The 20,964-nt window shown below is 71.9% G+C and carries 22 protein-coding genes; 11 read left to right on the plus strand and 11 right to left on the minus strand.

Translation table 11 applies throughout. The features are described from left to right. Nucleotides 1-63: 63 nt before the first annotated feature. Nucleotides 64-753: a GntR family transcriptional regulator gene (locus AB0B41_RS18385; RefSeq protein WP_358204597.1), complete on the plus strand. Its 690-nt coding sequence runs from the start codon at nucleotides 64-66 to the stop codon at nucleotides 751-753. Continuing rightward, nucleotides 750-1,433, plus strand: coding sequence for a GntR family transcriptional regulator (locus AB0B41_RS18390; protein ID WP_358204599.1), 684 nt, complete (start codon nucleotides 750-752; stop codon nucleotides 1,431-1,433). Before AB0B41_RS18385 ends, AB0B41_RS18390 begins: the two co-directional genes overlap by 4 nt. Here the strand turns inward: AB0B41_RS18390 and AB0B41_RS18395 are convergent, their stop codons facing one another. From AB0B41_RS18395 to AB0B41_RS18425, 7 genes are read right to left on the minus strand one after another with little or no spacing between them, the layout of a single operon-like run. Then, nucleotides 1,434-2,210, minus strand: a complete 777-nt coding sequence (locus tag AB0B41_RS18395; RefSeq protein ID WP_358204601.1) for an SDR family oxidoreductase — start codon at nucleotides 2,208-2,210, stop codon at nucleotides 1,434-1,436. It abuts the gene before it with no gap. Nucleotides 2,211-2,224: 14 nt separating this feature from the next. Beyond that, complete coding sequence (locus tag AB0B41_RS18400) at nucleotides 2,225-2,605, minus strand: hypothetical protein (RefSeq protein ID WP_358204604.1); 381 nt, start codon at nucleotides 2,603-2,605, stop codon at nucleotides 2,225-2,227. A 1-nt stretch (nucleotide 2,606) separates the two neighbouring features. Continuing rightward, nucleotides 2,607-3,638 carry a phosphotransferase family protein gene (locus AB0B41_RS18405; RefSeq protein ID WP_358204606.1) on the minus strand — a complete coding sequence of 344 codons (1,032 nt, stop codon included), beginning with the start codon at nucleotides 3,636-3,638 and terminating at the stop codon, nucleotides 2,607-2,609. Then, nucleotides 3,635-5,170 carry an AMP-binding protein gene (locus AB0B41_RS18410; RefSeq protein WP_358204608.1) on the minus strand — a complete coding sequence of 512 codons (1,536 nt, stop codon included), beginning with the start codon at nucleotides 5,168-5,170 and terminating at the stop codon, nucleotides 3,635-3,637. Before AB0B41_RS18410 ends, AB0B41_RS18405 begins: the two co-directional genes overlap by 4 nt. Before the next feature lie 12 nt (nucleotides 5,171-5,182). Further along, on the minus strand, nucleotides 5,183-6,160 hold the full coding sequence (locus AB0B41_RS18415) for a hypothetical protein (RefSeq protein ID WP_358204611.1): 978 nt from the start codon (nucleotides 6,158-6,160) through the stop codon (nucleotides 5,183-5,185). Beyond that, nucleotides 6,157-6,984, minus strand: coding sequence for an enoyl-CoA hydratase-related protein (locus AB0B41_RS18420; protein WP_358204613.1), 828 nt, complete (start codon nucleotides 6,982-6,984; stop codon nucleotides 6,157-6,159). Before AB0B41_RS18420 ends, AB0B41_RS18415 begins: the two co-directional genes overlap by 4 nt. Before the next feature lie 4 nt (nucleotides 6,985-6,988). Further along, nucleotides 6,989-7,810 (minus strand): SDR family oxidoreductase, encoded by an 822-nt coding sequence (locus AB0B41_RS18425; RefSeq protein WP_358204615.1) that lies wholly within the window; start codon nucleotides 7,808-7,810, stop codon nucleotides 6,989-6,991. Nucleotides 7,811-7,954: 144 nt separating this feature from the next. On the opposite strand from AB0B41_RS18425, the gene AB0B41_RS18430 reads away from it, so the two are divergent. From AB0B41_RS18430 to AB0B41_RS18450, 5 genes are read left to right on the plus strand one after another with little or no spacing between them, the layout of a single operon-like run. Next, nucleotides 7,955-9,142, plus strand: a complete 1,188-nt coding sequence (locus AB0B41_RS18430; RefSeq protein ID WP_358204618.1) for a lipid-transfer protein — start codon at nucleotides 7,955-7,957, stop codon at nucleotides 9,140-9,142. Beyond that, nucleotides 9,142-9,606 (plus strand): MaoC family dehydratase N-terminal domain-containing protein, encoded by a 465-nt coding sequence (locus AB0B41_RS18435; protein ID WP_358204620.1) that lies wholly within the window; start codon nucleotides 9,142-9,144, stop codon nucleotides 9,604-9,606. The genes AB0B41_RS18430 and AB0B41_RS18435 overlap by 1 nt, the downstream gene beginning before the upstream one ends. Further along, nucleotides 9,603-10,004, plus strand: coding sequence for a MaoC/PaaZ C-terminal domain-containing protein (locus tag AB0B41_RS18440; protein ID WP_358204623.1), 402 nt, complete (start codon nucleotides 9,603-9,605; stop codon nucleotides 10,002-10,004). Before AB0B41_RS18435 ends, AB0B41_RS18440 begins: the two co-directional genes overlap by 4 nt. Further along, on the plus strand, nucleotides 10,001-10,786 hold the full coding sequence (locus AB0B41_RS18445) for an SDR family oxidoreductase (protein WP_358204625.1): 786 nt from the start codon (nucleotides 10,001-10,003) through the stop codon (nucleotides 10,784-10,786). The genes AB0B41_RS18440 and AB0B41_RS18445 overlap by 4 nt, the downstream gene beginning before the upstream one ends. 41 nt (nucleotides 10,787-10,827) lie before the next feature. Next, nucleotides 10,828-12,009 (plus strand): helix-turn-helix domain-containing protein, encoded by a 1,182-nt coding sequence (locus tag AB0B41_RS18450; protein WP_358204627.1) that lies wholly within the window; start codon nucleotides 10,828-10,830, stop codon nucleotides 12,007-12,009. 140 nt (nucleotides 12,010-12,149) lie between these two features. Here AB0B41_RS18450 and AB0B41_RS18455 read toward each other — a convergent pair whose 3' ends face one another. The 4 genes from AB0B41_RS18455 to AB0B41_RS18470 all read right to left on the minus strand — a co-directional run bounded on the left by AB0B41_RS18455 (nucleotide 12,150) and on the right by AB0B41_RS18470 (nucleotide 16,267). Further along, nucleotides 12,150-12,416 (minus strand): helix-turn-helix domain-containing protein, encoded by a 267-nt coding sequence (locus AB0B41_RS18455; protein ID WP_358204629.1) that lies wholly within the window; start codon nucleotides 12,414-12,416, stop codon nucleotides 12,150-12,152. Nucleotides 12,417-12,837: 421 nt separating this feature from the next. Continuing rightward, entirely contained in the window at nucleotides 12,838-14,169 is a 1,332-nt protein-coding gene (locus AB0B41_RS18460) for an MFS transporter (RefSeq protein WP_358204632.1), read from the minus strand. A gap of 100 nt (nucleotides 14,170-14,269) precedes the next feature. Then, nucleotides 14,270-15,358, minus strand: coding sequence for an LLM class flavin-dependent oxidoreductase (locus tag AB0B41_RS18465; protein ID WP_358204634.1), 1,089 nt, complete (start codon nucleotides 15,356-15,358; stop codon nucleotides 14,270-14,272). A gap of 24 nt (nucleotides 15,359-15,382) precedes the next feature. Beyond that, on the minus strand, nucleotides 15,383-16,267 hold the full coding sequence (locus AB0B41_RS18470; protein ID WP_358204636.1) for an alpha/beta hydrolase fold domain-containing protein: 885 nt from the start codon (nucleotides 16,265-16,267) through the stop codon (nucleotides 15,383-15,385). Nucleotides 16,268-16,427: 160 nt separating this feature from the next. On the opposite strand from AB0B41_RS18470, the gene AB0B41_RS18475 reads away from it, so the two are divergent. The 4 genes from AB0B41_RS18475 to AB0B41_RS18490 all read left to right on the plus strand — a co-directional run. Next, a complete protein-coding gene (locus AB0B41_RS18475; protein WP_358204646.1) occupies nucleotides 16,428-17,576 on the plus strand; it encodes an acyl-CoA dehydrogenase family protein in 1,149 nt (382 codons plus the stop codon). Nucleotides 17,577-17,581: 5 nt separating this feature from the next. After that, nucleotides 17,582-18,622 carry an LLM class F420-dependent oxidoreductase gene (locus AB0B41_RS18480; RefSeq protein ID WP_358204639.1) on the plus strand — a complete coding sequence of 347 codons (1,041 nt, stop codon included), beginning with the start codon at nucleotides 17,582-17,584 and terminating at the stop codon, nucleotides 18,620-18,622. A 21-nt stretch (nucleotides 18,623-18,643) separates the two neighbouring features. Beyond that, nucleotides 18,644-20,560 (plus strand): NAD(P)/FAD-dependent oxidoreductase, encoded by a 1,917-nt coding sequence (locus tag AB0B41_RS18485; RefSeq protein ID WP_358204641.1) that lies wholly within the window; start codon nucleotides 18,644-18,646, stop codon nucleotides 20,558-20,560. Next, nucleotides 20,557-20,964 (plus strand): 3,4-dihydroxy-2-butanone-4-phosphate synthase (locus tag AB0B41_RS18490; protein WP_358204644.1); only part of this gene is annotated, 408 nt, incomplete at its 3' end. The genes AB0B41_RS18485 and AB0B41_RS18490, both read left to right, overlap by 4 nt.

The following is a 20,964-nucleotide window of genomic DNA, read 5'->3' on the forward strand; positions in this document are numbered from 1 at the left end:
TGCCCGCCCGCTCACCGGTGAGTCGCTGTGCCGGACCGCCGTGACGGTAGGATACTGCGCACGATGACCAGCCTGGAGGCCTCCGGCCCTGCGCGAGGCCACCGCCCGCAGCAGCTCTCGCGGCACGTGGCCAACCACGTCCGCGAGCGGATCATGTCGGGCCAGCTCCGCCCGGGCGACCGGCTGCGCCTCGAGCACATCGCCGCGGACCTCGGGATCAGCGTCACCCCGGTGCGGGAGGCCCTGGCCGGTCTGGCGGGGGAGGGGTTCGTCGAGGCCCAGCCGCGGCGCGGGTTCGTGGTGTCCACGCTGGACCGCGGCGACATCGCCGACGTCTTCCAGATCCAGGCCTACATCGCTGCGGACCTGTGTGCCCGTGCGGCCCGCACGATCTCCGAGCAGTCGCTCGCGGAGCTGACACAGATCCAGACCGACCTGGAGACGGCCCACGACCACGAGGACTTCGAGGAGGAGGGCCGGCTCAACTTCCGATTCCACTCTCTGATCAACTCACTGTCGGACTCGCCCAAGATGCTGTGGTTCCTGCGGACGGCGGTCCGCTACGCCCCGCTGTCGTCGTACGGCGAGGTCGACGGTTGGCCGGAGTGCTCGGTGAGCGACCACCGGCTGATCCTCGAGGCCCTGGAGGCTCACGACGAGGACGGCGCGCACAAGTACATGCGCGAGCATGTCGTCCGGTCCGGCCAACTCCTCGTCGAGCACCTCGAGCGGCTCGGGCTGTGGTCGCGGTGAGCGCCTCGCGCGCCCAGCGGTCGGAGACCGCCCCGGGCTCGGGTGGGGTGTCGCTGCGCCAGCTGGCCTCGCCGCAGGCCGCCGCGATCGTCGAGCTGCGTGGGCAGATCGTCGACGGCGACCTGCTGCCGGGCGCCAAGATCTTCCCAGACCAGCTCGCCCGGCAGCTCGGCCTGTCCAAGGCCCCCGTGCAGGAGGCGTTGCGCGTCCTCGAGGCGGGCGGGGAGGTGGTCCACCGCGCCCATCAGGGCTTCTCGGTCGTCGAGCTGGACCGCGAGGAGCTGCAGGAGATCTTCCACCTCCGGAGGATGCTGGAGAATGACGCGTTGCGGCAGGCGGCCCGCAGGCTGACCGAGATGGACCTCGAGCGGCTCGCCGAGCTCGCGGTGGCGGTCGCGGCCGCGGACCCAACCGACCGGCTTGGCCAGTGGGCGGCCGAGAAGCGGTTCTTCGCGGCGATCTTCGCGCTGGCCGGATCGCCCCGCGAGGTGCGGCTGATCGAGCAACTCTGGGGACCGTGCGCCCCCTACACCGCGCGTGCTATCTCCGAGCTCGACCTCGACGACGGCACCCCGGCGGCCATGGTCGCCGCGCTGCGCGCGGCGGACTCCGCCGAGGCCGTGCGGCTGCTCAACGAGCGCCGCAAGCATCTCCACGACGTCCTCAAGCGGCTCGTCTGATCACCCCGTCACGCCGCCGTTCGGACCACCGCCGTCGATCTCGATGCGCTGGCCCGTCAGGTACTCGGCATCGGCCGAGGCGAGAAAGGAGATGACGCCGGCGACGTCCGCGGGCCGGGCCACCCGGCCGAAAGGGAAGTCCGACTCGACCTCCGCGAGCGTCCTCCCACCCGCGGCGACGAGGCGTTCGCCCATGTCCGTCGCCACCAGGCCGGGGGCGACGATGTGTACCCGGATGCCGTGCTCCCGTTCCTCCTTGGCCAGGGTCCGGGCGGCCGCCTCGATCGCGACCTTCGCCATCGTGTACGGCGCGCAGTTCGCCGGGAAGTGGGTGCTGAGCACGCTGGAGACGATCACCACGTCCGCGCGGCCCGCCTCGCGGAGCTCCGGCAGCAGGCGGTGGACGAGGTCGAGCGGCCCGAGCGCGTGGACGCGGAACAGCCGCAGGTACTCGTCCTGGTCGGTGTGCGCGATCGGCTTGCCGCGGCTCGCGGTCCCCGCGTTGCTGACAAGCAGATCGACGGGGCCGAGGTCCGCTCGGACGGAGTCCACCATGGCTGCCACCGCGTCGGGGTCGTCGATCGACGCGCTGTAGGGCACCGCGACGCCCCCCGCGGCCTCGATGTCGGCGACGGTCTGCTTGGCGGCCTCGGTGTCTCGTCGGTAGTTGACCGCCACGGCTGCGCCGTCCGCGGCCAGCCGCAGGGCGATCCCGCGGCCGACGCCGCGCGAACCACCGGTGACGAGGGCGATGCGACCCGCGAGGGGCTTGGACACTGTTCTCTCCACAGTCAGTTCTTCAGCGAGCCGGTGGTGACGAGGTCCTCCTCGGCGGCGAACTCCGCCTCGACGAGGGCGCGCACGTCCGGCATCGAGCCACCGGTGTATAGCGAGTCGACGAGCGCTCCGACGGCCTCGCGGGCGGCGCGCAGCCGCTCCTCGGGGGTGTCCCCGGTCGGTTCGGCGCCTGCGGCCCGCTCGCTGCGGGCGGCAGTCTCGGCGACCAGCGCAGGATCCCAGGTGGCGCGCGGCGCGAGGTTGGTCATGAGCTCGGCGATGGCCCGGACCTGCATCTTCGCGTAGTCGTCCGCCAGCTCGGGGAGGACGTCCTCGCGCAGGGTGCGGGCCACCCCGGTGAGGATCGCGGGCAACGACATGCTGTGGAAGGTCACGTCAGTCTCCCCAGTGTCCGTCGCGGAGGGTCTCCAAGAGCCACCGCATCGCGTGGTGCATCTGGTAGGCCATGTTCAGGTAGCGCACGTCCGTGGTGGTGCCGCGCTCGAAGGACTTGGACGCCTTGACCGAGCCGATGATCCCCTTGGTCAGCTCCATGCAGGTCCAGTAGCGCAGCGCCCGCTCGTCGGGCCGCCAGCCGGTGACGGCCTCGTACGCGGCGAGGTAACGGTCCATCTCGATCACCTGTCCGGCCAGGGGCGACCGGCCGCGGAAGGTGGGGATGTCGAACTTGGCGAGGTCGGCGGCGGGGTCGGTGAAGCGGGCGGTCTCCCAGTCGAGGACCGCGGCGACCGAGCCCCCGTCGTCCACGATGACGTTGCCGATGCGCAGGTCGTTGTGCACCAGGGCCAGCCGCCTCGACACGTGGTCACCACGGGCGTCCAGCCAGGCCAGCGCCAGGTCGATCAGCGGGATGCGGACGGTGCGATTCTCCTCGTAGACTGTGCGCCAGCGGGCGGCCTCGTCGGCGCCGGTGGCCCCGGCGTCGGCAGGCACCTCGAGCCCGGGCAGCGTCATCCGGGTGATGTCCGCGTTGTGCAGCCGTCCCATTACCTGCGCGATCTCGACGCCGAGTGCGCGACGACGGTCCAGGTCCGGGATCTGCTTCTTGACGTTCCACGGCATCGGCACGGATCCGGGGACCCGCTCCATGACGTAGAAGTCCCGCGCGCCGAGCCGCGAGCCGTGCACCGCGGGCACCGGGATGCCGACGGCGGCGGCCGTCTCCAACAGCGCCACCTCGAGCCCCACGTCGTAGCTGCCGAGGATGCCGTCCGCGGGCTCGCGCTTGACCGCGAGCCGGACGGGGCCCTCGGGGCGCGTGACGTCCACGAGGTAGGTCTCCCAGGACCAGCCCTCGCCGCGGCGGTCCACCTCGGCGATCCGGGCCTCGGTGCCGAAGGTCTCCCGGACGAACTCCGCCAGCTCGGTGCGGAAGTCCGTGATCTGCTCGAGAGCGGACGCACTCACGCGTCCACCGCCTTCCAGTACTGCTCGCGGAGCTGCTTCTTGTAGAGCTTGCCGGTGGGCAGCCGCGGCAGCGAGTCGACGAAGTCGACGCTGCGGGGGCACTTGAACCGGGCGAGCTGCGCCCGGCAGTAGTCGATCAGCTCCTGCTCGGTCGCCACGGCGCCCGGCGCGAGCTGGACGACGGCCTTGACCGCCTCGCCCATGTCCTCGTCCGGCACGCCGATCACGGCGGCGTCGAGCACCGCGGGGTGCCCGATCAGCAGGTTCTCGACCTCCTGCGGGTAGATGTTCACCCCGCCGGAGATGATCACGAACGCGTGCCGGTCGGTGAGGAAGAGGTAGCCCTCCTCGTCGAGGTAGCCGATGTCCCCGACCATCGTCATGGTGCCCGAGGAGTCGCGCGCGGCGGCCGTCTTCTCCGGGTCGTTGAGGTAGGTGAAGTTCGCGTTGCCGCCCTTGAACCAGATCGTGCCGGGCACGCCGGGCGGGCAGACGCCGCCCTCATCGTCCCGGATCACCGGCTCGCCGAGCACCGGCCGGCCGACGGTGCCGGGGCGCTCCAGCCACTCTTGCGGGGTGACGCCGCAGATGCCGTTGGCCTCGGTGGCGCCGTAGTACTCGTAGATCACCGGGCCCCACCAGTCCAGCATCTGCTGCTTGATCGGCACCGGGCACGGGGCGGCCCCGTGCACCACGACCTCGAGCGAGGACACGTCCGCGGCCGCGCGCACCGTGTCGGGGAGCTTGAGCAGCCGGGAGAACATCGTGGGCACGACCATGGTGTGGGTGATCCCGTGCTCGGCGACCAGCCTCAGGAACCCCTCGGCGTCGAACCGCTCCATGATCACCGACGTGGCGCCGAGCCGCAGCGCGATGGCCACGCTGGACTGCGGGCCGGAGTGGTAGAGCGGGGCGGGGGACAGGAACCGCATCCCCTCGCGGAGGTGGAAGACGATCCGGCCGAACTCCTCGATCTCCAGCATCTCGTCCGGGCGGGCGTCGGGCAGGCCGCGGACGATCGCCTTCGGACGCCCCGTGGTGCCGGAGGAGTAGAACATCGGCGTGCCCAGCCGCTCGTCCGGCCGGGGGTCGCTCGGGAACGCAGCGACGGCCGGTCCGTAGGGCTCGAAGGGGCCGTCCGGCGCCTCGGCGTCGATCATCAGCCAGCGCTCGACGCCCGGGCACAGGCCCGGCAGCTCCCGCGCCGTCTCCGCCTTCGCCGCCGAGCTGATCACCAGCTTCGCCCCGGAGTCGTTGACGATGTAGGCCGCCTCGGCCGCCGAGAGGTAGGAGTTGATCGGGGTGTAGTAGAGGCCGGACCGCTCGGCTGCGGCCATGGCGATGAGCAGCTCCACATGGTTCTCGACGAGGTAGGCCACGTGCTCGGTGCGCTGCAGTCCCTGGGCGCGGAAGAGCCGGGCCAGCCGGTTGGCGCGCGCCTCGAACTGCGCGAAGGTGACCGTCTCGCCGCTGCCCGCCATGATCAGGGCGGGCTGGTCGGGGTGCGTGCGGGCGTGCTCGCCGGGGTACATGCGGCCTCCCTCTCAGACGCGGATCGGGCGGAGGAACTCGGCGACGGCCCAGCCGCCCTCCGGTCCCACGAAGTCGACGGTCATCTGCGCCATCCGCACGCCGCGGTCCTCGGTGGCCTGGGTGACGGGCGTCAGGTGCCGAATGGTCCCGTCGAGCGGAATCAGCGGCAGCCCCTCCGCCTGGACGACGGCGCGGTAGCGCCCCGAATAGGTGGCCTCGCCCGCATAGTCGGTGAAGACCTTGTACTCGGTGATCGGGTGCAGGTTCCCCGCGAAGTGGACCATACCGCCCACGGAACGGGCGCCGGAGTCCTCGATCTCGCTGTAGGCCGTGATCGACGTCCCATCGGCCAGGTAGGCGCACAGCCACTCACCGGTGAACGACGACCACTCCCGCGGGCCCCACGAGTGGTCCCGCATGGACCTGGCGCCGGTCAGCCGCCAGGTACGCGGGCCCACCGTGATCTCGCCGGTCACCGTGCCGAACTGCTCGTAGTGGTCAGCGGCGATGACGGAGCTGCCCGGTGTGCAGTCGCCGTCCTCGGCGGTGTCGAAGAGTGGGGAGGTGGCCTCCCACGTCAGCGCGATCGAGCAGTCCTCGGCCGGGCTGTTCTTGAGCACCTTGCGGGCGCCGGAGGCCAGCTGGGACGGGATGGCGATCCGGGCGACGCTGCGCTCGTAGCGGATCTCCAGGGTGCGGGTCGGGTCCTTGACCGCGAACTCCAGGCCCTGGCTGGCGAAGTCTGCGTTCGAGGTGCTCTGCTCGCGCCCGGCGCGGAAGGCGATCGCCCCGCCGGGCAGCGTGAGCTGCACCGACGCCTCGCGGTACCCGAGCCCGGGCCGGTTCCCGACCCGGAGCAGCCCGCCGACCTGGGTCACCGGGTCCAGGAAGTTGACGTAGACGCTCTCGTTGTAGTTCGCGATCCCCTGGTGGTCGTGGGTGCGTTCGGCGTCCGCGCCGTACTTGCACGCGGTGAACGGGGCGCTCATCGGGCCTCCTCGGTGCCGGTGGTCGTGAACGCGGGTGGGCGCCGCTCCAGGAAGGACACCACACCCTCCTTCGCGTCGGGCGAGTCCAGCAGGCTGGCGTAGATTCGGGACTCGGCGCGGGCCGAGACGGCGGGTTCGACGGCACCCCAGGACTCCGCGAGCAGCCTGCGCACGTGCGCGACGGACGACGGCGAGGTCGTGCCGGTGAACTGGCGGGCGTACTCCAGCGCGGTCGAGAGCACCTCCTCGACGGGCACGAGCCGGGCGACGAACCCCGCTTCCAGGGCCTCCGCGGCCGTGAACACGCGGCCGGAGACGAGCCAGTCGGTGGCCCGGCCCAGTCCAACCAGCCGGGGCAGGAACCAGGTGGAGGCGCCCTCGGCGACCACGCCGCGGCGGGTGAACACGAATCCGAAGCGGGCCGTCTCGGCGGCGACCCGGTAGTCCATGGCCGCGAGGATCGTGGCGCCGCCGCCCACCGCGTCGCCGTTCACCGCGCCGATCACCGGGATCCGCATCGCGGTGATGCGCTCGGTGATCCGGCCCGCGGGCTCGCGGTAGCCCTCGGGGGTGTGGCCGCGGGTGTCGGCCTCCATCGCCAGGCGCAGGGTGTCCGGCCCGTTCAGCTCGGCACCGACCGAGAACGCGGGCCCCGCCCCGGTGACCACGACGGCGCGGACCGCCGGGTCGGCGTCGGCCCGGTCGAGGGCGTCCTCGATGCCGTGCATGAACGGGACCGTCATCGCGTTGCGCCGCTCCGGTCGGTGCAGCGTGACCACGGCGACGCCGGCATCGACCTCGTACAGGACTGGCTCGGCGGTCACGACGTTACAGCCCGCCGCTGCAGACCAGCGTCTGGCCCGTGATGTAGCTGGACTCCGGGGTGCAGAGCAGGTAAACGGCCCCGGCCGCCTCCTCCGGCGAGCCCGCCCGGCCGAGCGGGATCATCTGCTCGGCCGCGGCGAGGACCTGCGGGTTGATGCCCACCGTGATCTCGTTGCCGCCGACGTCGATCGTGGAGCCGCCGTCCGCGGCCACGGTGAGCCGGGTGGAGATCACGCCGAACGCGACCGCGTTGACGGTGACGTTGTAGCGGCCCCACTCCTTGGCCAGCGTCTTCGTCAGCCCCACGATGCCGGACTTCGCGGCCGCGTAGTTGACCTGCCCGGCGTTGCCGTCCAGCCCGGCGATGGAGGAGATGTTGACGACCTTGCGGGTGGGGATCGCGGTGCCCTCGGCCTTGGCCTTCTTCACCGCGGCGCTGATCACCGGCTGGGCGGCGCGCAGGATGCGGAAGGGGGCGGTGAGGTGCACGTCGAGGATCGCCGACCACTGCTCGTCGGACATCTTCTGGATGACGGTGTCCCAGGTGTAGCCGGCGTTGTTCACGACGATGTCCACGCCGCCGAACGTGTCCACGGCGGTCTGGACGAAGCGGTCGCCGAAGTCCGGCTCGGTGACGGAGCCCGCGCAGGCGACGGCCTGGCCGCCCGCGGCCTCGATGGCGGCGACGGTCTCCTTGGCCGGGCCCTCGTCCAGATCGTTGACCACGATCCGGGCGCCCTCGGAGGCGAGCTTCTCCGCCACCGCGCGACCGATGCCGCGGCCCGACCCCGAGACCAGGGCGACCTTGTTGTCCAGCTTGCTCATCCGGCGGAACCTCCAGGCGCGTCGATGGACCGATGAGTGAAAGCTAGTTGCAGTCACATGGAGGGTCAAGTGGCGTTCCGAACTGGTTCTTCTCATGTAGTGTTAGTCAGCATTCTGCTTCAACATGGAGATGGGGTGGGCTCGATGGAGCGCACGGTCTGCATCGCCGGGGTCGGGATGATCCCGTTCGCCAAGCCGGGGAAGAGCGCGAACTACGACGAGATGGGCGCGGACGCCGCCCGGGCGGCCTTGGCGGACGCGGGGGTCGACTACGACCAGGTCGGCCAGGCTTATGTCGGGTACGTCTACGGGGACTCGACCTCGGGCCAGGCGGCGCTCTACTACCTGGGGCTCTCCGGGATCCCGATGGTGAACGTCAACAACAACTGCTCCACCGGCTCGTCGGCGCTGTGGCTGGCGCGCCAGGCGGTGGAGGCGGGGATCGCCGAATGCGTGCTCGCGGTCGGGTTCGAGCAGATGCGGCCCGGCGCGCTCGTCGCGCAGTGGGACGACCGGCCCAGCTCCACCGAAAGGTTCGAGGAGGTCGCGCTCACCCAGTCCGGCGCCGACCCGCAGGCCCCGATGGCCGCGATGCTGTTCGGCGGCGCGGGCGTGGCGCACATGGAGCGGTTCGGCACCAAGCCCGAGACGCTGGGCTTGATCTCGGTCAAGGCCCGTAAGCACGCCGCCAACAACCCGTTCGCGGTGTTCCGGACCCCGGTCACCCTCGAGGAGGTCATGGGGTCTCCGCAGATCTGGGGACCGCTGACCCGGCTGCAGTGCTGCCCGCCCACGTGTGGTGCGGCGGCGGCGGTGGTGTGCAGCGAGGAGTTCGCCCGCGCACATGGGCTGGACGCGAGCGTGCGGCTGCGGGCGCAGTCGCTGGTCACCGACCTGCCCGGGGCTTTCGACGGCAGCGACATGCGCAAGGTCGTGGGCTACGACATGACCGCCAAGGCAGCCGTGGAGGTCTACGAGTCCGCCGGTGTGGGCCCGGAGGACATTCCGGTGGTCGAGCTGCACGACTGCTTCACGGCCAATGAGCTGATCACCTACGAGGGCCTCGGTCTGACCCCGGAGGGCACGGCGGAGAAGTTCATCGTCGACGGGGACAACACCTACGGCGGCAAGGTCGTCACCAACCCCTCCGGTGGGCTGCTGTCCAAGGGACACCCGCTGGGCGCCACCGGGCTGGCGCAGTGCGCGGAGCTGGTGTGGCAGCTGCGCGGGCAGGCGGGTGACCGACAGGTCGAGGGGGCCCGGCTGGCGCTGCAGCACAACCTCGGGCTCGGCGGCGCCTGCGTGGTCTCGCTCTACGAGAAGGTCGGCTGATGGCCGAGGCGAGCCGGACCATCGCCGCGATCGTCGGGCAGGAACAGGGCCCGGTCACCGTGGAGGTAGAGCGGGGACGGCTGGTCGCGTTCGGCCGGGCGATCGGCGAGACCGACCCGACGTACACCGACGTCGAGGCGGCCCGCGCGGCAGGACACCCGGACCTGCCCGCACCGCCGACCTTCCTGTTCGGGCTGGACCTCGAGACCGCGGACACCCTCGGGTTCCTGGCCGCCCGCGGGGTGGACCTCGGTGCGGTGCTGCACGGCGAGCAGGCCTTCACCTACCACGCGCCGGTGCACGCCGGGGACACGCTGACCTTCGCCTCGACCTTCGCCGAGGCGTACTCCAAGGCGGGCGGCAAGCTCGACTTCCTGGTCCGGCGCACCCGGGTGACCCGGGCGGGCGAGCTGGTCGCCGAGCTGGACAACACTGCCGTGATCCGGAACGGGGGACCGTCGTGACCGCGAGCGCCACAGTCGAGATGGGCACCGAGCTGCCCCCGCTGGTCCTGCCACCGATCAGCAGGACCACCCTCGCGCTGTTCGCGGGTGCATCCGGGGACCGCAACGCCATCCACATCGACATCGACGCCGCGCACGCCGCCGGCCTCGAGGACGTCTTCGCCCACGGCATGCTCTCCATGGCTTACCTCGGCAGGCTGCTCACCTCCTGGGTGCCGCAGTCCCGTCTGCGGTCCTGGTCGGTGCGGTTCACCGCGATCACCCCGGTGCTGGCCGAGCCGACGTGTACCGGCACCGTCACCGCCGTCGACGGCCGGACCGCCACCGTCGACCTGGCGGTCGCCCTGCCGGACGGCGCGGTCACGCTGACCGGCACGGCCATTGTGGAACTGCCGTGAGCCTCGCCGGGCGGGTCGCCGTGGTCTCCGGCTCGGGGCGGGGGATCGGGCGGGCCGTGGCGGAGAAGCTGGCCGCGGAGGGCGCCGCGGTGGTGGTCAACGACCTCGACGAGGCGGCTGCCAAGGACACCGTGGCCGCGATCGAGGCGGCCGGCGGGGCCGCCACTGCCTGCGTCGGGTCGGTCACCGAGCCGGACTTCGGCGAGCGTTTCGTCCAGACCGCCGTCGACACCTTCGGCGGGCTGGACGTGGTGGTGAACAACGCCGGCATCGTGCGGAACGCCTACCTCGTCCGGATGACGGACGAGCAGTGGTCCGAGGTGCTCGACGTGCACCTCACCGCCGCGTTCCGCATCTTGCGCGCGGCCCAGCCCGTCTTCTCCGCCGAGGCGAAGGCCGAGGCCGCGGCTGGGCTCCCGCGGTCGCGTCGGGTGGTGAACGTGTCCTCCATCGTGGGCACCGCGGGCAGCCCGAGCCAGGCGAACTACGCGTCGGCGAAGTCCGGGCTGCTCGGGCTGACCCGCACGCTCGCGAAGGAGTGGGGTCGCTACCGGGTCACGGTGAACGCCGTGGCCTTCGGGATCATCGACACCCGGATGACCCGGGAGGGCGGACCGGAGGCGCAGGAGGTGCTGCGCCGCGGCGCAGCCGCCGCGCCGCTGGGCCGGGCCGGGACCGTCGACGAGGCCGCGGGCGCGGTCTGGATGCTGTGCGCGCCCGAGGCGGACTACGTGACCGGGCAGGTCCTGTACTGCGGCGGCGGGCTGACGTCGGTCGGCTGATCGTATGGTGATGCCCTCGGTGGGTGTCGGGAGGGGGAACCGTGGCACAACCGGTCCGCTCACAGGAGCGGCGCAACCTGCGGCGCACCCAGCTGCTCACGGCGGCAGCCCGGCTCTTCCAGGAGTTCGGGTACCACAACGTCAGCATGGACGACATCGCCACGGCCGTCGGCATCACCGGCCCGGCGCTCTACCGGCACTTCCGCAACAAGCACGACGTGCTCGCGCAGGCGCTGATGAGCCAGCTCTCCGCGGTGGAGGGCACGGCCCGCCGCGCCCTCGAACTGCCCCCCGACCAGCGGCTCGCGGCCTTCCACGCCGAGCTGTCGGCCGTGGTGATGGAGCGAGAGGAGGCACTGCTCTGGAAGCGGGAGCGGCGCCACCTCACCGGGGTGGAGCAGACCGAGTTCCGGCAGCGCCTGCGCGACGTGCTGGACCTGACCCTGCAGATCCTGTCCGCCACCCGACCGGACCTCGCGGGCCAGGAGGCGGCGCTGCTCGGCTGGGCGGTGCTCAGCGTCTACTCGAACACCCGCGACTACCGCCACGAGCTGGACCGCGGGCGCACGCCCGAGCTGCTCACCCGGATGTCCGCGGCCCTGCTCGAGTGCGACCTGGCGGCCGTCCCCGAGCCCCGGCCCGCGCCCGCGGTGCCGCTCGATCGCATCCCGGCGGGGCGTCGGGAGCGGATCCTGCACGCCGCGGTCGACCTGTTCGACGCGCGCGGCTACTACGCCGTGTCCATCGAGGACATCGCGGCCGCCGCGGACGTCGCGATCGCCACGCTGTACCAGCACTTCAGCGGCAAGGTCGAGCTGCTGCACGCCGTGCTCGCGCGCGGTGCCGAGGGCGTGGCCTACGTCGTCACCCACCGCCTGGCCTACGCCCCCACCCCGACGGAGTGCCTGGACGTCCTGGTCGACACGTTCGTCGAGCTCGCCCTGGGACCCCACCGCAGGCTGCTGGGGATCCTGGCCGCGGACCTGCTCTACCTGCCGCCCGAGGGCCAGCAGGTGATCCGCAAGAGCGAGCGGGAGTTCGTCGAGGAGTGGGTCGTCGCGCTCTGCGCCGTCCGGCCCGAGCTCGGTACGGCCGAGGCCCGGGGGCTCGCGCAGTCCGCCATCGGGATCGTCATCGACCTCGCCCAGACCCCCGGCCTGCGCGCCCGGCCCACCTTCCGCGGCGAGCTGCACATGCTCGCGAACGCCCTGCTGCACAGCTGAGGCGAACCGGGACGTGCGGGCTTGCGGCTCGCGGCGGGGGCGGCGGCGGGCGCGGCCGGTGCGCAACGCCGCGGCGAGCTCGCGGCGCAGCCCACCGCGGGCCTGCAGGTAAAGCTGCGAGTCGGCCGCGAGCTTGGCGGTCATGGGCGAGCCCTGCGCGTAGCTGCGGCCCGATGCGCGGCGTGAGGTCGGTACTCGCCGCGCTCGTCGCTGTTGCGGGCAAGCTCGCGGCTGACCGTCGAGGGTGCACGGCCCGGCGCATCGGCGATCTTGCGGATCGAGACCCCGGCCCGGCGCAGGTCGGCCATGGTCTCGCGCTCGGTCACCGACACGAACCGCTCGTGGAGCACCTTCTCCACCCGAGCCAGCGGCAACCCTATCGTGATCATCCCGCTGGTGTAGTCCACGCGGCGCCGATCGGGGTAGGTCCGGCTGTTGCCCGCCTTCCGGACGCCGTAGTCCCAGTCTCTGGCGGTCCGCACGTTCACCCCGACCGTGCGGGCCGCCGCAGCACGAGAAGCGCCCCGCCCGCGCATCCGCTCGTACTCGTCTCGACCCGGATGAGGTCCCCGTCCCGGGGCGGCCGCACGATTGCTTCCCGGCCCGGCGGACTCAGCCCGCGGCGGTGTGACGGTTGATGCCCATCTCCCGAGCGACGACCGTGGCTGAGCCCACCAGGTCGAACCGGGCCAGGAACTCCTCACGCCGCCGAGCCGACTCGGCCCGACTCACACCCAGCCCCACAACGGCCACGGTCGCTGCAACTCCTCATGATCAAGGTGTTGCAGCGACCGCTAGAACCCGCCGCGGATGCGGGCGGGCCCGAGGTCAGCGGAGGACGGCGTGCTCCTCCCGGGGCGCGGTTCGATCCGAGCGCCGCCAGGCCCACCCGACCGCCGCGATCGCGATCGCGCAGGCGCCGAGGATCGCGGCGACGACGGGCGGGGTGTCGGTGAGCCGCCCGTCGTTGGCCTGGAGGACCCAGCCGAAGGCGAAGGGGCCGACGAAGCCGCCGGTGATGCCGATGGCGTTGATCAGGGCGATGGTGCCCGCGGCGGTCTGGGCGCGGCCGAGCCGCGGGGTCACCACGGCCCAGAACACCCCGGTGTAGGCGGTGGTCGGGATGGCGATCGCGGCGGCGCCGAGGACCAGCAGCAGCAGGTTGTCCTCGCCGGGGGCGATCAGCGCCAGACCGGCGACGCCGATCAGGCACATCACGAACAGGATCGCGAAGGGCTTGCGGGTGCGCTCGGCCAGCGGCCCCGCGGCGAGACAGGCCAGGACCGCCCCCAGCGGCGGGATCGACACCAGCAGGCTGATCGTCATGGTGCTGAGGCCGGCGAAGCCCTTGAGCAGGGTTGGCAGGAAGAAGGTCAGCGCGTAGCCGGTGGTCAGCAGCAGGAACAGCACCACGGTCAGGACGAGGAGACCCGGTCGCTCCACGAGCCTGCGGAAGGAAGACAGCTGTGCCCGGATCGACCGGTCATGCGGCTCGGGCGCCGCCCCGTGCCGCTCGACGACGGCGCGCTCGTCCGCGGTCAACCAGCGGGCCCCGCCGGGGGTGGCGGGCAGGACCCGCAGCAGCAGGAACGCGACCAGCACGGTCGCCGCGCCGCTGATCAGGAAGAGCCAGCGCCAGCCCGGCAGGCCGCCGGTCCAGCTCAGGATCCAGCCCGAGAGCGGGTTGCCGAGCAGCAGGGCGAGCAGGGCACCGATCGAGAACTGCGAGATCACCCGGGCCCGCAGGTGCGGTGGGAACCAGCTCGCCAGGTAGACGAGCATGCAGGGCATCAGGCCCGCCTCGGCGACCCCGAGCAGGACCCGCACGGTGTAGAAGCTCGCGGGCCCCTGGACGGCCGCGGTGGCGAGGGTGACCAGGCCCCAGGTGACCATGATGCGGAACATCCACAGGCGCGGCCCGACCTTGGTCATGACCAGGTTGCTGGGCACCTCGAGCGCGGCGTAGGCGAGGAAGAAGATGCCGGCTCCTAGCCCGAACGCCGCCGTGCTGAGGCCGATGTCGGCGTTCATCTGCAGCGCGGCGAGGCTGACGTTCGTCCGGTCCCAGATGGACAAGAACAGGACGAGCATGCAGAAAGGCACCAGATGGCGCCGCGCCTTCGCGAAGACGGCGGCGTCGGTGGCGGAGAGCGGGTCCATGAGGCCTCCACGGTGAGCGAACCCGAACGGAAGAGTCTGACGCGCGCCGCGCCCCGCGCCAGGAGCACCGGCGCGGGGCGCGTGCGGGGGAGCGGGTGGGTCAGACCGCGACGGTGGCGCGGATCCCCAGCCGGTCGAGCTCGGGCAGGACCTCCGACGCGAAGAGCCGCATGCTGGACTCGATCTTGTGGTGCGGCAGCCCGCCGTAGGAGAAGCCGAAGTTCTGGTCGTAGTCCCCGAAGGCCTCGATCCGCTCCTTGATCCGAGCCACGATCTGCTCCGGCGTGCCGGTGATCTGCGCGGCGACGTAGCCGTCCGCGGCGGCCTGCTTGCCTGCCTGCTGCATCGCGTCCGCCATCGCGGCGTAGGAGGTGTAGCCCTTGATCGAGTCGAAGTGCCCGGCCTTGTCGAACGAGTAGTGCCGCATCGTCAGCATGAAGTGCCGGATGATGTGCTCGCGGGAGAGACGCGTGGCCTCCTCCTCGTCCGCGGCACAATAGATGTGGTCGGTCATGACCGGCGGCGGGGCCGGGCGGCCGTGCTTGTCCTCGAAGCGCTTCCGGTACTCGCCGATGACCCGCGCGTGCTCCTCGGTGGGGAACTGCGCGAAGGAGGCGATGGCCACTCCGACGTCCGCGGCCGCGGCCCGGGAGTCGTCCGACATCGCGATGCTGACGGCGGTTTCCGCCAGGCCGGCTCGCGGCCGAGGCCGCAGGTCCGCCTCGGGCTGGTGGTAGAGCGGGCCGTTCGCGCGGACGGTGCCCGCCCGCAGAGCGTCCAGCACGATGGCGAAGGACTGGTCGAACCGGTCCCGGGCCTCGCCCATCTCGATGCCGAAGGTGTCGTACTCGATCTTGGAGAGTCCCCGCCCGACGCCGAGCTGGGCCCGGCCGCCGGAGATCGTGTCCAGCAGGGTGATCTTCTCGGCCACGCGCAGCGGGTCGTTCCAGGGCAGGATGACCCCGCCCGTGGTGAGCGTGATGCGCTCCGTCCGCGCTGCGAGGTGGGCCAGGACCATCAGGTTGTCCGGGCACATCGAGTACTCGCCGTCGAAGTGGTGCTCGACGCACCAGATCCCGTCGAACCCGAGCGGCTCCGCGAGCTCCGCCAACCGCAGCTCCTGCCGGTAGAACTCGTCGTCCGGCAGGTCGGTGACGTTCGCGAAGAACATCTGGTAGGTGACCTTCATGGTCGAAGCAGACCTCTCGTCTCGCTACTGGCGGGCGCGCAGGAAGGCGGCGATCTCCTCGACCGCCGCGCGCCCCTCGGGCAGGAAGGAGGAGAACAAGGGCCACACGTGGCACATGTCCTCGTAGAGCGACAGCTCCGCGGAGCCGCCGGCCTCGGTGATGCCCGCGGCGACGCGCCGAGCGTCGTCCACGAGCACCTCGGTGGTCGAGGCGAGCAGCAGCACCGGCGGCAGCCCGCCGAGCTTGGCGTACAGCGGGGACGCGAGCGGATCCGTCGGGTCGTGGCCCTGCAGGTACGCGGCCGCGAGGGTGCCGATCGAGCCCCGCGACACCGCCACGTCCGTCCCGGCGTTGCTGTCGATGCTGTCCCCGGACACCGCGAAGTCGGCGAGCGGGGAGACCACGGCCGCGGCCCTCGGCAGCGCGGAACCCTTGTCCCGCAGCACCGCCAGCGCGGAGAGCGCAAGCCCTCCGCCCGCCGAGTCGCCGCCGACGAACAGGGTGCCGTACGCGCTCGCCGCCGCCTCGAGGACGGCGACCCCGTCCTCGACGGCGGCGGGCACCTTGTGCTCCGGCGCCAGCCGGTAGTCCGGCAGCAGCACCGTGGCACCGGTGGCCCGCGAGAGCGCGTAGCCGAGCTCGCTGAAGCCGCGCGGGCTGCCGAGGACGTATCCGCCGCCGTGGAACCACACGAGGAAGACGTCCGCCGCCGCGCCGGGTGCCGCCACCGTCAGGCCTGGGACGCCGCCGAGCTCGACCTCGGTCACGACGGCGTCCGCGGGCAGGGGGAACTGCAGCAGCATGGCGTCGTACTGGGCTCGCAGCTCGTCCAGGCCGGCGTCCTCCTTCGACGGGAACCCGTCGAGGTAGACGCGCTCGGCGCGGGCGAGGGCATCGGTTCTGGCCATCTGACCTCCATGTCGATCGCTCACCGGGCGGACCACCCCGGGCCGCCTCATCCCCGAGCTGTGGCGACGCTAACAGAAGCGTCCTTAACTAACCAGGGTCTGAGGTGGAGATACGGCTGCATTGACGCGCTCCGGTGCCGTAACTACTGTTCACTATGTGATCCGCAGCAACCTGTTCGAGGTGGAGCACGAGGACTTCCGTGCCGCCTTCCGCGCCTTCGTCTCCGCGGAGATCGCCCCGAACGCGAACGCGTGGGAGCAGGCAGGCATCGTGCCCCGCGAGCTCTTCACCGCAGCCGGTGAGGCCGGGGTGATCGCGATGGAGGTGCCGGAGGAGTACGGCGGCGGCGGGGCGCCGGACTTCCGCTTCAGCGCCGTCGTCGCCGAGGAGATCGGCGCGCTGGGCATCAGTGGGGCCGGGCTGGGCCTGGCTACCCACACCGACATCTGTCTGCCCTACCTGACCGCGCTCGGCACCCCGGAACAGAAGAAGCGCTGGCTGCCCGCACTCGCCTCCGGCGAGTCGATCGCGGCGATCGCTATGACCGAGCCCGGCACCGGCTCCGACCTCGCAGGGATCGCCACGACCGCGCGCCGGGAGGGGGACTCCTACGTCGTGGACGGGGCGAAGACCTTCATCTCCAACGGGATCAACGCGGACGTGGTCATCACCGTGGTGCGCACCGACCGGGAGTCCCGCCACGGAGGCCTGAGCCTGCTGGTGCTCGGGCGCGGCATGGCCGGTCTCACCCGGGGTCGGAACCTGGACAAGCTCGGCCAGCACGCCCAGGACACTGCCGAGCTGGCCTTCGACGGTGTCCGGGTGCCGCGGGAGAACCTTCTGGGGGAGGAGGGCGGGGCCTTCCGGGCCCTGGTGGCGAACCTGCCCCAGGAGCGACTGTCGATCGCCGTGCTCGCCCTGGGCGCCGCCCGGACCGCACTGGCGCAGACCCTCGAGTACGTCAAGGGGCGCAAAGCCTTCGGGCAGCCGATCGGCTCCTTCCAGAACACCCGGTTCGTGCTGGCCGAGATCGCCACCGAGGTCGCCGTCGCGGGCAGCCACGTCGAGCGCTGCGTGCAGGCGCACTGCGCCGGGGAGCTCTCCGCCGAGGAGGCTGCCCAGGTCAAGTGGTGGTGCACCGAGCTGCAGGGCCGGGTGATCGACCGCTGCCTGCAGCTGCACGGCGGCTACGGCTACATGCGGGAGTACCCCATCGCCCGCGCCTGGGCGGACGCCCGGATCACCCGCATCTATGGCGGGACCACCGAGATCATGAAAGAGGTCGTTGGACGCGGCCTCGGATTGTAGGGACCATGCGGATCGGACTGATGCTGGACTATGGGCGGCCGATGGCCGAACTGGCCGCGGAGGTGGCGGACTACGAGGCGGCCGGCCTGGACTCGGTGACCGTCGGCGAGGCCTACACCTTCGACGCGGTCAGCCAGCTCGGCTACCTCGCGGCTCGGACGGAGCGGATCGAGCTGGCGACCGGGATCCTGCCCCTGTTCTCCCGCACTCCGACGATGCTGGCCATGACCGCGGCGGGCCTGGACTACGCGTCGGCGGGCCGGTTCCGATTGGGGATCGGCGCCTCCGGGCCCCAGGTCGTCGAGGGTTTCCACGGGGTCGTCTACGACGCCCCGTTGGGCCGCACTCGCGAGACGGTGGAGGTCTGCCGTGCAGTGTGGCGGCGCGAGCGGCTCGTGCACCAGGGCCGCCGGTACCAGGTCCCACTGCCCGCCGGCGTCGGCAGCGGGGAGGGTAAGCCGCTCAAGCTGATCAACAAGCCGGTGCGCGACCGGATCCCGGTGACCATCGCGGGCACGGGCCCGCGCAACGCCGCGCTCGCGGCCGAGATCGCCGAGGGGTGGGAGCCGATCTTCTTCCACCCCGGCCGCGCGGCACACGTCTGGGGCGAGGCGCTCGCCGAGGGCCGGGCCAAGCGTGCCGACGAGCTCGGGCCCCTGGACATCGCCGTGCGGGTCCCGGTCGCCGTGGGCGACGACGTCGGCCACCTCGAGGGCGCCGTCCGCGCGCAGCTCGCCCTGTACATCGGCGGGATGGGATCGCGCGGGCACAACTTCTACAACGACCTCGCCGTCCGTTACGGCTACCCCGATGCGGCCCGGACCGTCCAAGACCTGTTCCTGGACGGGAAGGTGAAGGAGGCCGCCGCCGCAGTGCCCCAGGAGCTGGTGGACTCCACGGCTCTGGTCGGGCCGGCGGGTGCGGTCCGGGAGCGGATCGCCGCCTTCGGGGAGGCCGGGGTCACGCTGCTCAACCTGTCCTTCCTCGCCCCCGACCACGCGACCCGGCTGCGCGACCTCGAGTCCGTCCGGGCCATGACCGTCTGATCCTGGGAGCACACCGTGCACGTGACACCCGATCCCACCCTGGACGCCACGCGGCTGCGGGCCGCGGTCGACTCGGCGGGCAACCTCCCCGCCCTGCTCTCCGTGCTGCACCAGCTCACCGGGGACCCCCGTTGGCTCTCCGAGGAGTTCCGCCCGATACGCACCAAGGGCTTCGAGGAGCTCAACGACGCCGGGCTCGACCCCGAGCGCCAGGAGACCGTCCGGGCCGCGGTGGTGGAGGCCGTGCTGGCCTGGCACCGCGGCACCCCCGCGGCGGTGCCGACCCCGGGCGGCGACCTGCTCGCGGCGCTGATGAGCACGACCATGGGCGAGCGGGTACCCGCGGAGTACGGGCCGATGGTTGCCGAGGTGACCGGCTTGGCCCCCTACATGCCGCCGGACGTCGCGGACGCGGCGGCGCAGCGGGACTTCTCGGTGATCGTGGTCGGGGCCGGGGTGTCCGGGCTGCTCGCCGCGATCCAGCTGCGTCGCGCCGGGATCCCGTTCACCGTGCTCGAGAAGAACTCCGAGGTCGGCGGCACGTGGTGGCAGAACCGCTACCCGGGGGCGCGGGTGGACATCCCGTCGAACCTCTACTCGGTCTCCTTCGCCCCGCACAACTGGTCCGAGCACTTCTCCCGCCGCGACGAGATCTCCGACTACTTCCGCGAGCTGGCGGACACCTTCGACGTCCGCCGGTCGATCCGGTTCGGCGTAGAGGTCGAGTCGGCGGACTGGGACGAGGCGGCCGAGCGGTGGCGGGTCACGACCCGTGACGGAGAGACCCTGACCGCCTCCGCCGTCGTCACCGCCGTGGGCCTGCACGACCGTCCCCGCATTCCCGACCTGCCGGGCCGGGCCGAGTTCACCGGCGAGATCTTCCACTCGGCCCAGTGGCCGGAGGCCGCCGACCTGAAGGGGAAGCGGGTCGCCGTCGTCGGAGCCGGGGCGAGCGCGATGCAGGTGGTCAGCGCGATCGGCGACGAGGCCGCCGCGCTGACCGTGCTGCAGAAGGCGCCGCAGTGGATCGCGCCGAACGAGTACTACTTCAGGCCGGTGAAGACCGACCAGCACTGGCTGTTCGACCACGTGCCCTTCTATCGCAACTGGTACCGCTTCCGGCTGTACTGGCTCTACACCGAGCGCCTGTACCCGGCCCAGGTCGTCGACCCGGACTGGGACCGCGGCAGGAACTCGGTCAACGGCCTGTCCGACGCCTTCCGCAAGCTCTTCACCGGCTACCTGCAGATGCAGCTCGACGGCCGCGACGACCTGCTCGAACGGTCGTTGCCGAGCTATCCCGTGCTGGGCAAGCGGCTGCTGCTGGACAACGGCTGGTTCGCCACCCTCCGCAAGGAGCACGTGGAGCTGATCACCGAGGGGCTCGCCGGCTATACCGCGGACGGGATCGTGACGGACTCCGGCGAGGTGCGGACGGTCGACGTCGTGATCCTCTGCACCGGCTTCCACCAGCAGCGCTTCCTGGCCCCGATGGAGATCACCGGTCGGGCGGGACGCGAGCTGCGCCGTGAGTGGGCGGACGACGACGGCCGCGCCCACCTGGGCATCACCGCCCCGGGCTACCCGAACCTGTTCTTCCTCTACGGCCCCAACACCAACCCACCCGGCGGCAGCTGGATCACGATCGCCGAGGCGCAGGCCAAGTACGTCACCGAGGCGCTGACCCGCATGGTCTCGGACGGGATCGGGTCGCTGGAGTGCCGTCCTGAGCCGTTCGAGGCCTACAACGCCGAGCTCGATGCGGCCAACGCGCGGATGGTCTACGGGATCGACGGCGTGGACAACTACTACCGCAACGGCACCGGCCGGGTCGTCACGAACGCGCCGTGGCCCGTGTTGCGCTACTGGTCGATGCTGGAGCGTCCGGACCTCGCGGACTTCGAGGTCAGCCACGCGGCCCAGCCCGCGGTGCGGTGACCGGCAGCCTCGCCGCCGACCTCGCCGAGGTGCGGCGGGCGGTCCTGCGGATCGCGGCGGGCCGGCCCGTCGTGCTGGGGGACGAGACCGGGGAGACCTCGGCTCTCGTCTTCGCCGCGGAGCGCGCCACGACGGAGGTGCTCGCGTTCGTGGTCCGGCACGGCAGCGGGCTCGTGGGTGCGGCGTTGGACGCGGCGACGTGCACTCGACTGCGCCTCGTGCCCCAGCGCGCCGGCACGAGCGGCACCGATCACGGTCCGCTGACCGCGGTGGACCTGGTGGGCACCGGGACGGGCATCTCCGCGTCCGCCCGGGCGCGGACGGTCGCCGCGCTGGCGGATCCGGGCACCGCGGCCGGCGACCTGATCCGCCCGGGGCACGTCCTGCCGCTGCGGGCCGCCGCG

The organism is Pseudonocardia sp. NPDC049154 (assembly GCF_040648315.1).
In the GTDB taxonomy this organism is placed as follows: Bacteria; Actinomycetota; Actinomycetes; order Mycobacteriales; family Pseudonocardiaceae; genus Pseudonocardia.

Bases quoted from the DNA above. Each gene is read 5' to 3' on its own strand.
- AB0B41_RS18385 (WP_358204597.1), top strand. From the start codon at position 64: ATGACCAGCCTGGAGGCCTCCGGCCCTGCGCGAGGCCACCGCCCGCAG.
- AB0B41_RS18410 (WP_358204608.1), bottom strand. From the start codon at position 5,170: ATGTACCCCGGCGAGCACGCCCGCACGCACCCCGACCAGCCCGCCCTG.
- AB0B41_RS18415 (WP_358204611.1), bottom strand. From the start codon at position 6,160: ATGAGCGCCCCGTTCACCGCGTGCAAGTACGGCGCGGACGCCGAACGC.
- AB0B41_RS18425 (WP_358204615.1), bottom strand. From the start codon at position 7,810: ATGAGCAAGCTGGACAACAAGGTCGCCCTGGTCTCGGGGTCGGGCCGC.
- AB0B41_RS18430 (WP_358204618.1), top strand. From the start codon at position 7,955: ATGGAGCGCACGGTCTGCATCGCCGGGGTCGGGATGATCCCGTTCGCC.
- AB0B41_RS18435 (WP_358204620.1), top strand. From the start codon at position 9,142: ATGGCCGAGGCGAGCCGGACCATCGCCGCGATCGTCGGGCAGGAACAG.
- AB0B41_RS18460 (WP_358204632.1), bottom strand. From the start codon at position 14,169: ATGGACCCGCTCTCCGCCACCGACGCCGCCGTCTTCGCGAAGGCGCGG.
- AB0B41_RS18465 (WP_358204634.1), bottom strand. From the start codon at position 15,358: ATGAAGGTCACCTACCAGATGTTCTTCGCGAACGTCACCGACCTGCCG.
- AB0B41_RS18470 (WP_358204636.1), bottom strand. From the start codon at position 16,267: ATGGCCAGAACCGATGCCCTCGCCCGCGCCGAGCGCGTCTACCTCGAC.
- AB0B41_RS18480 (WP_358204639.1), top strand. From the start codon at position 17,582: ATGCGGATCGGACTGATGCTGGACTATGGGCGGCCGATGGCCGAACTG.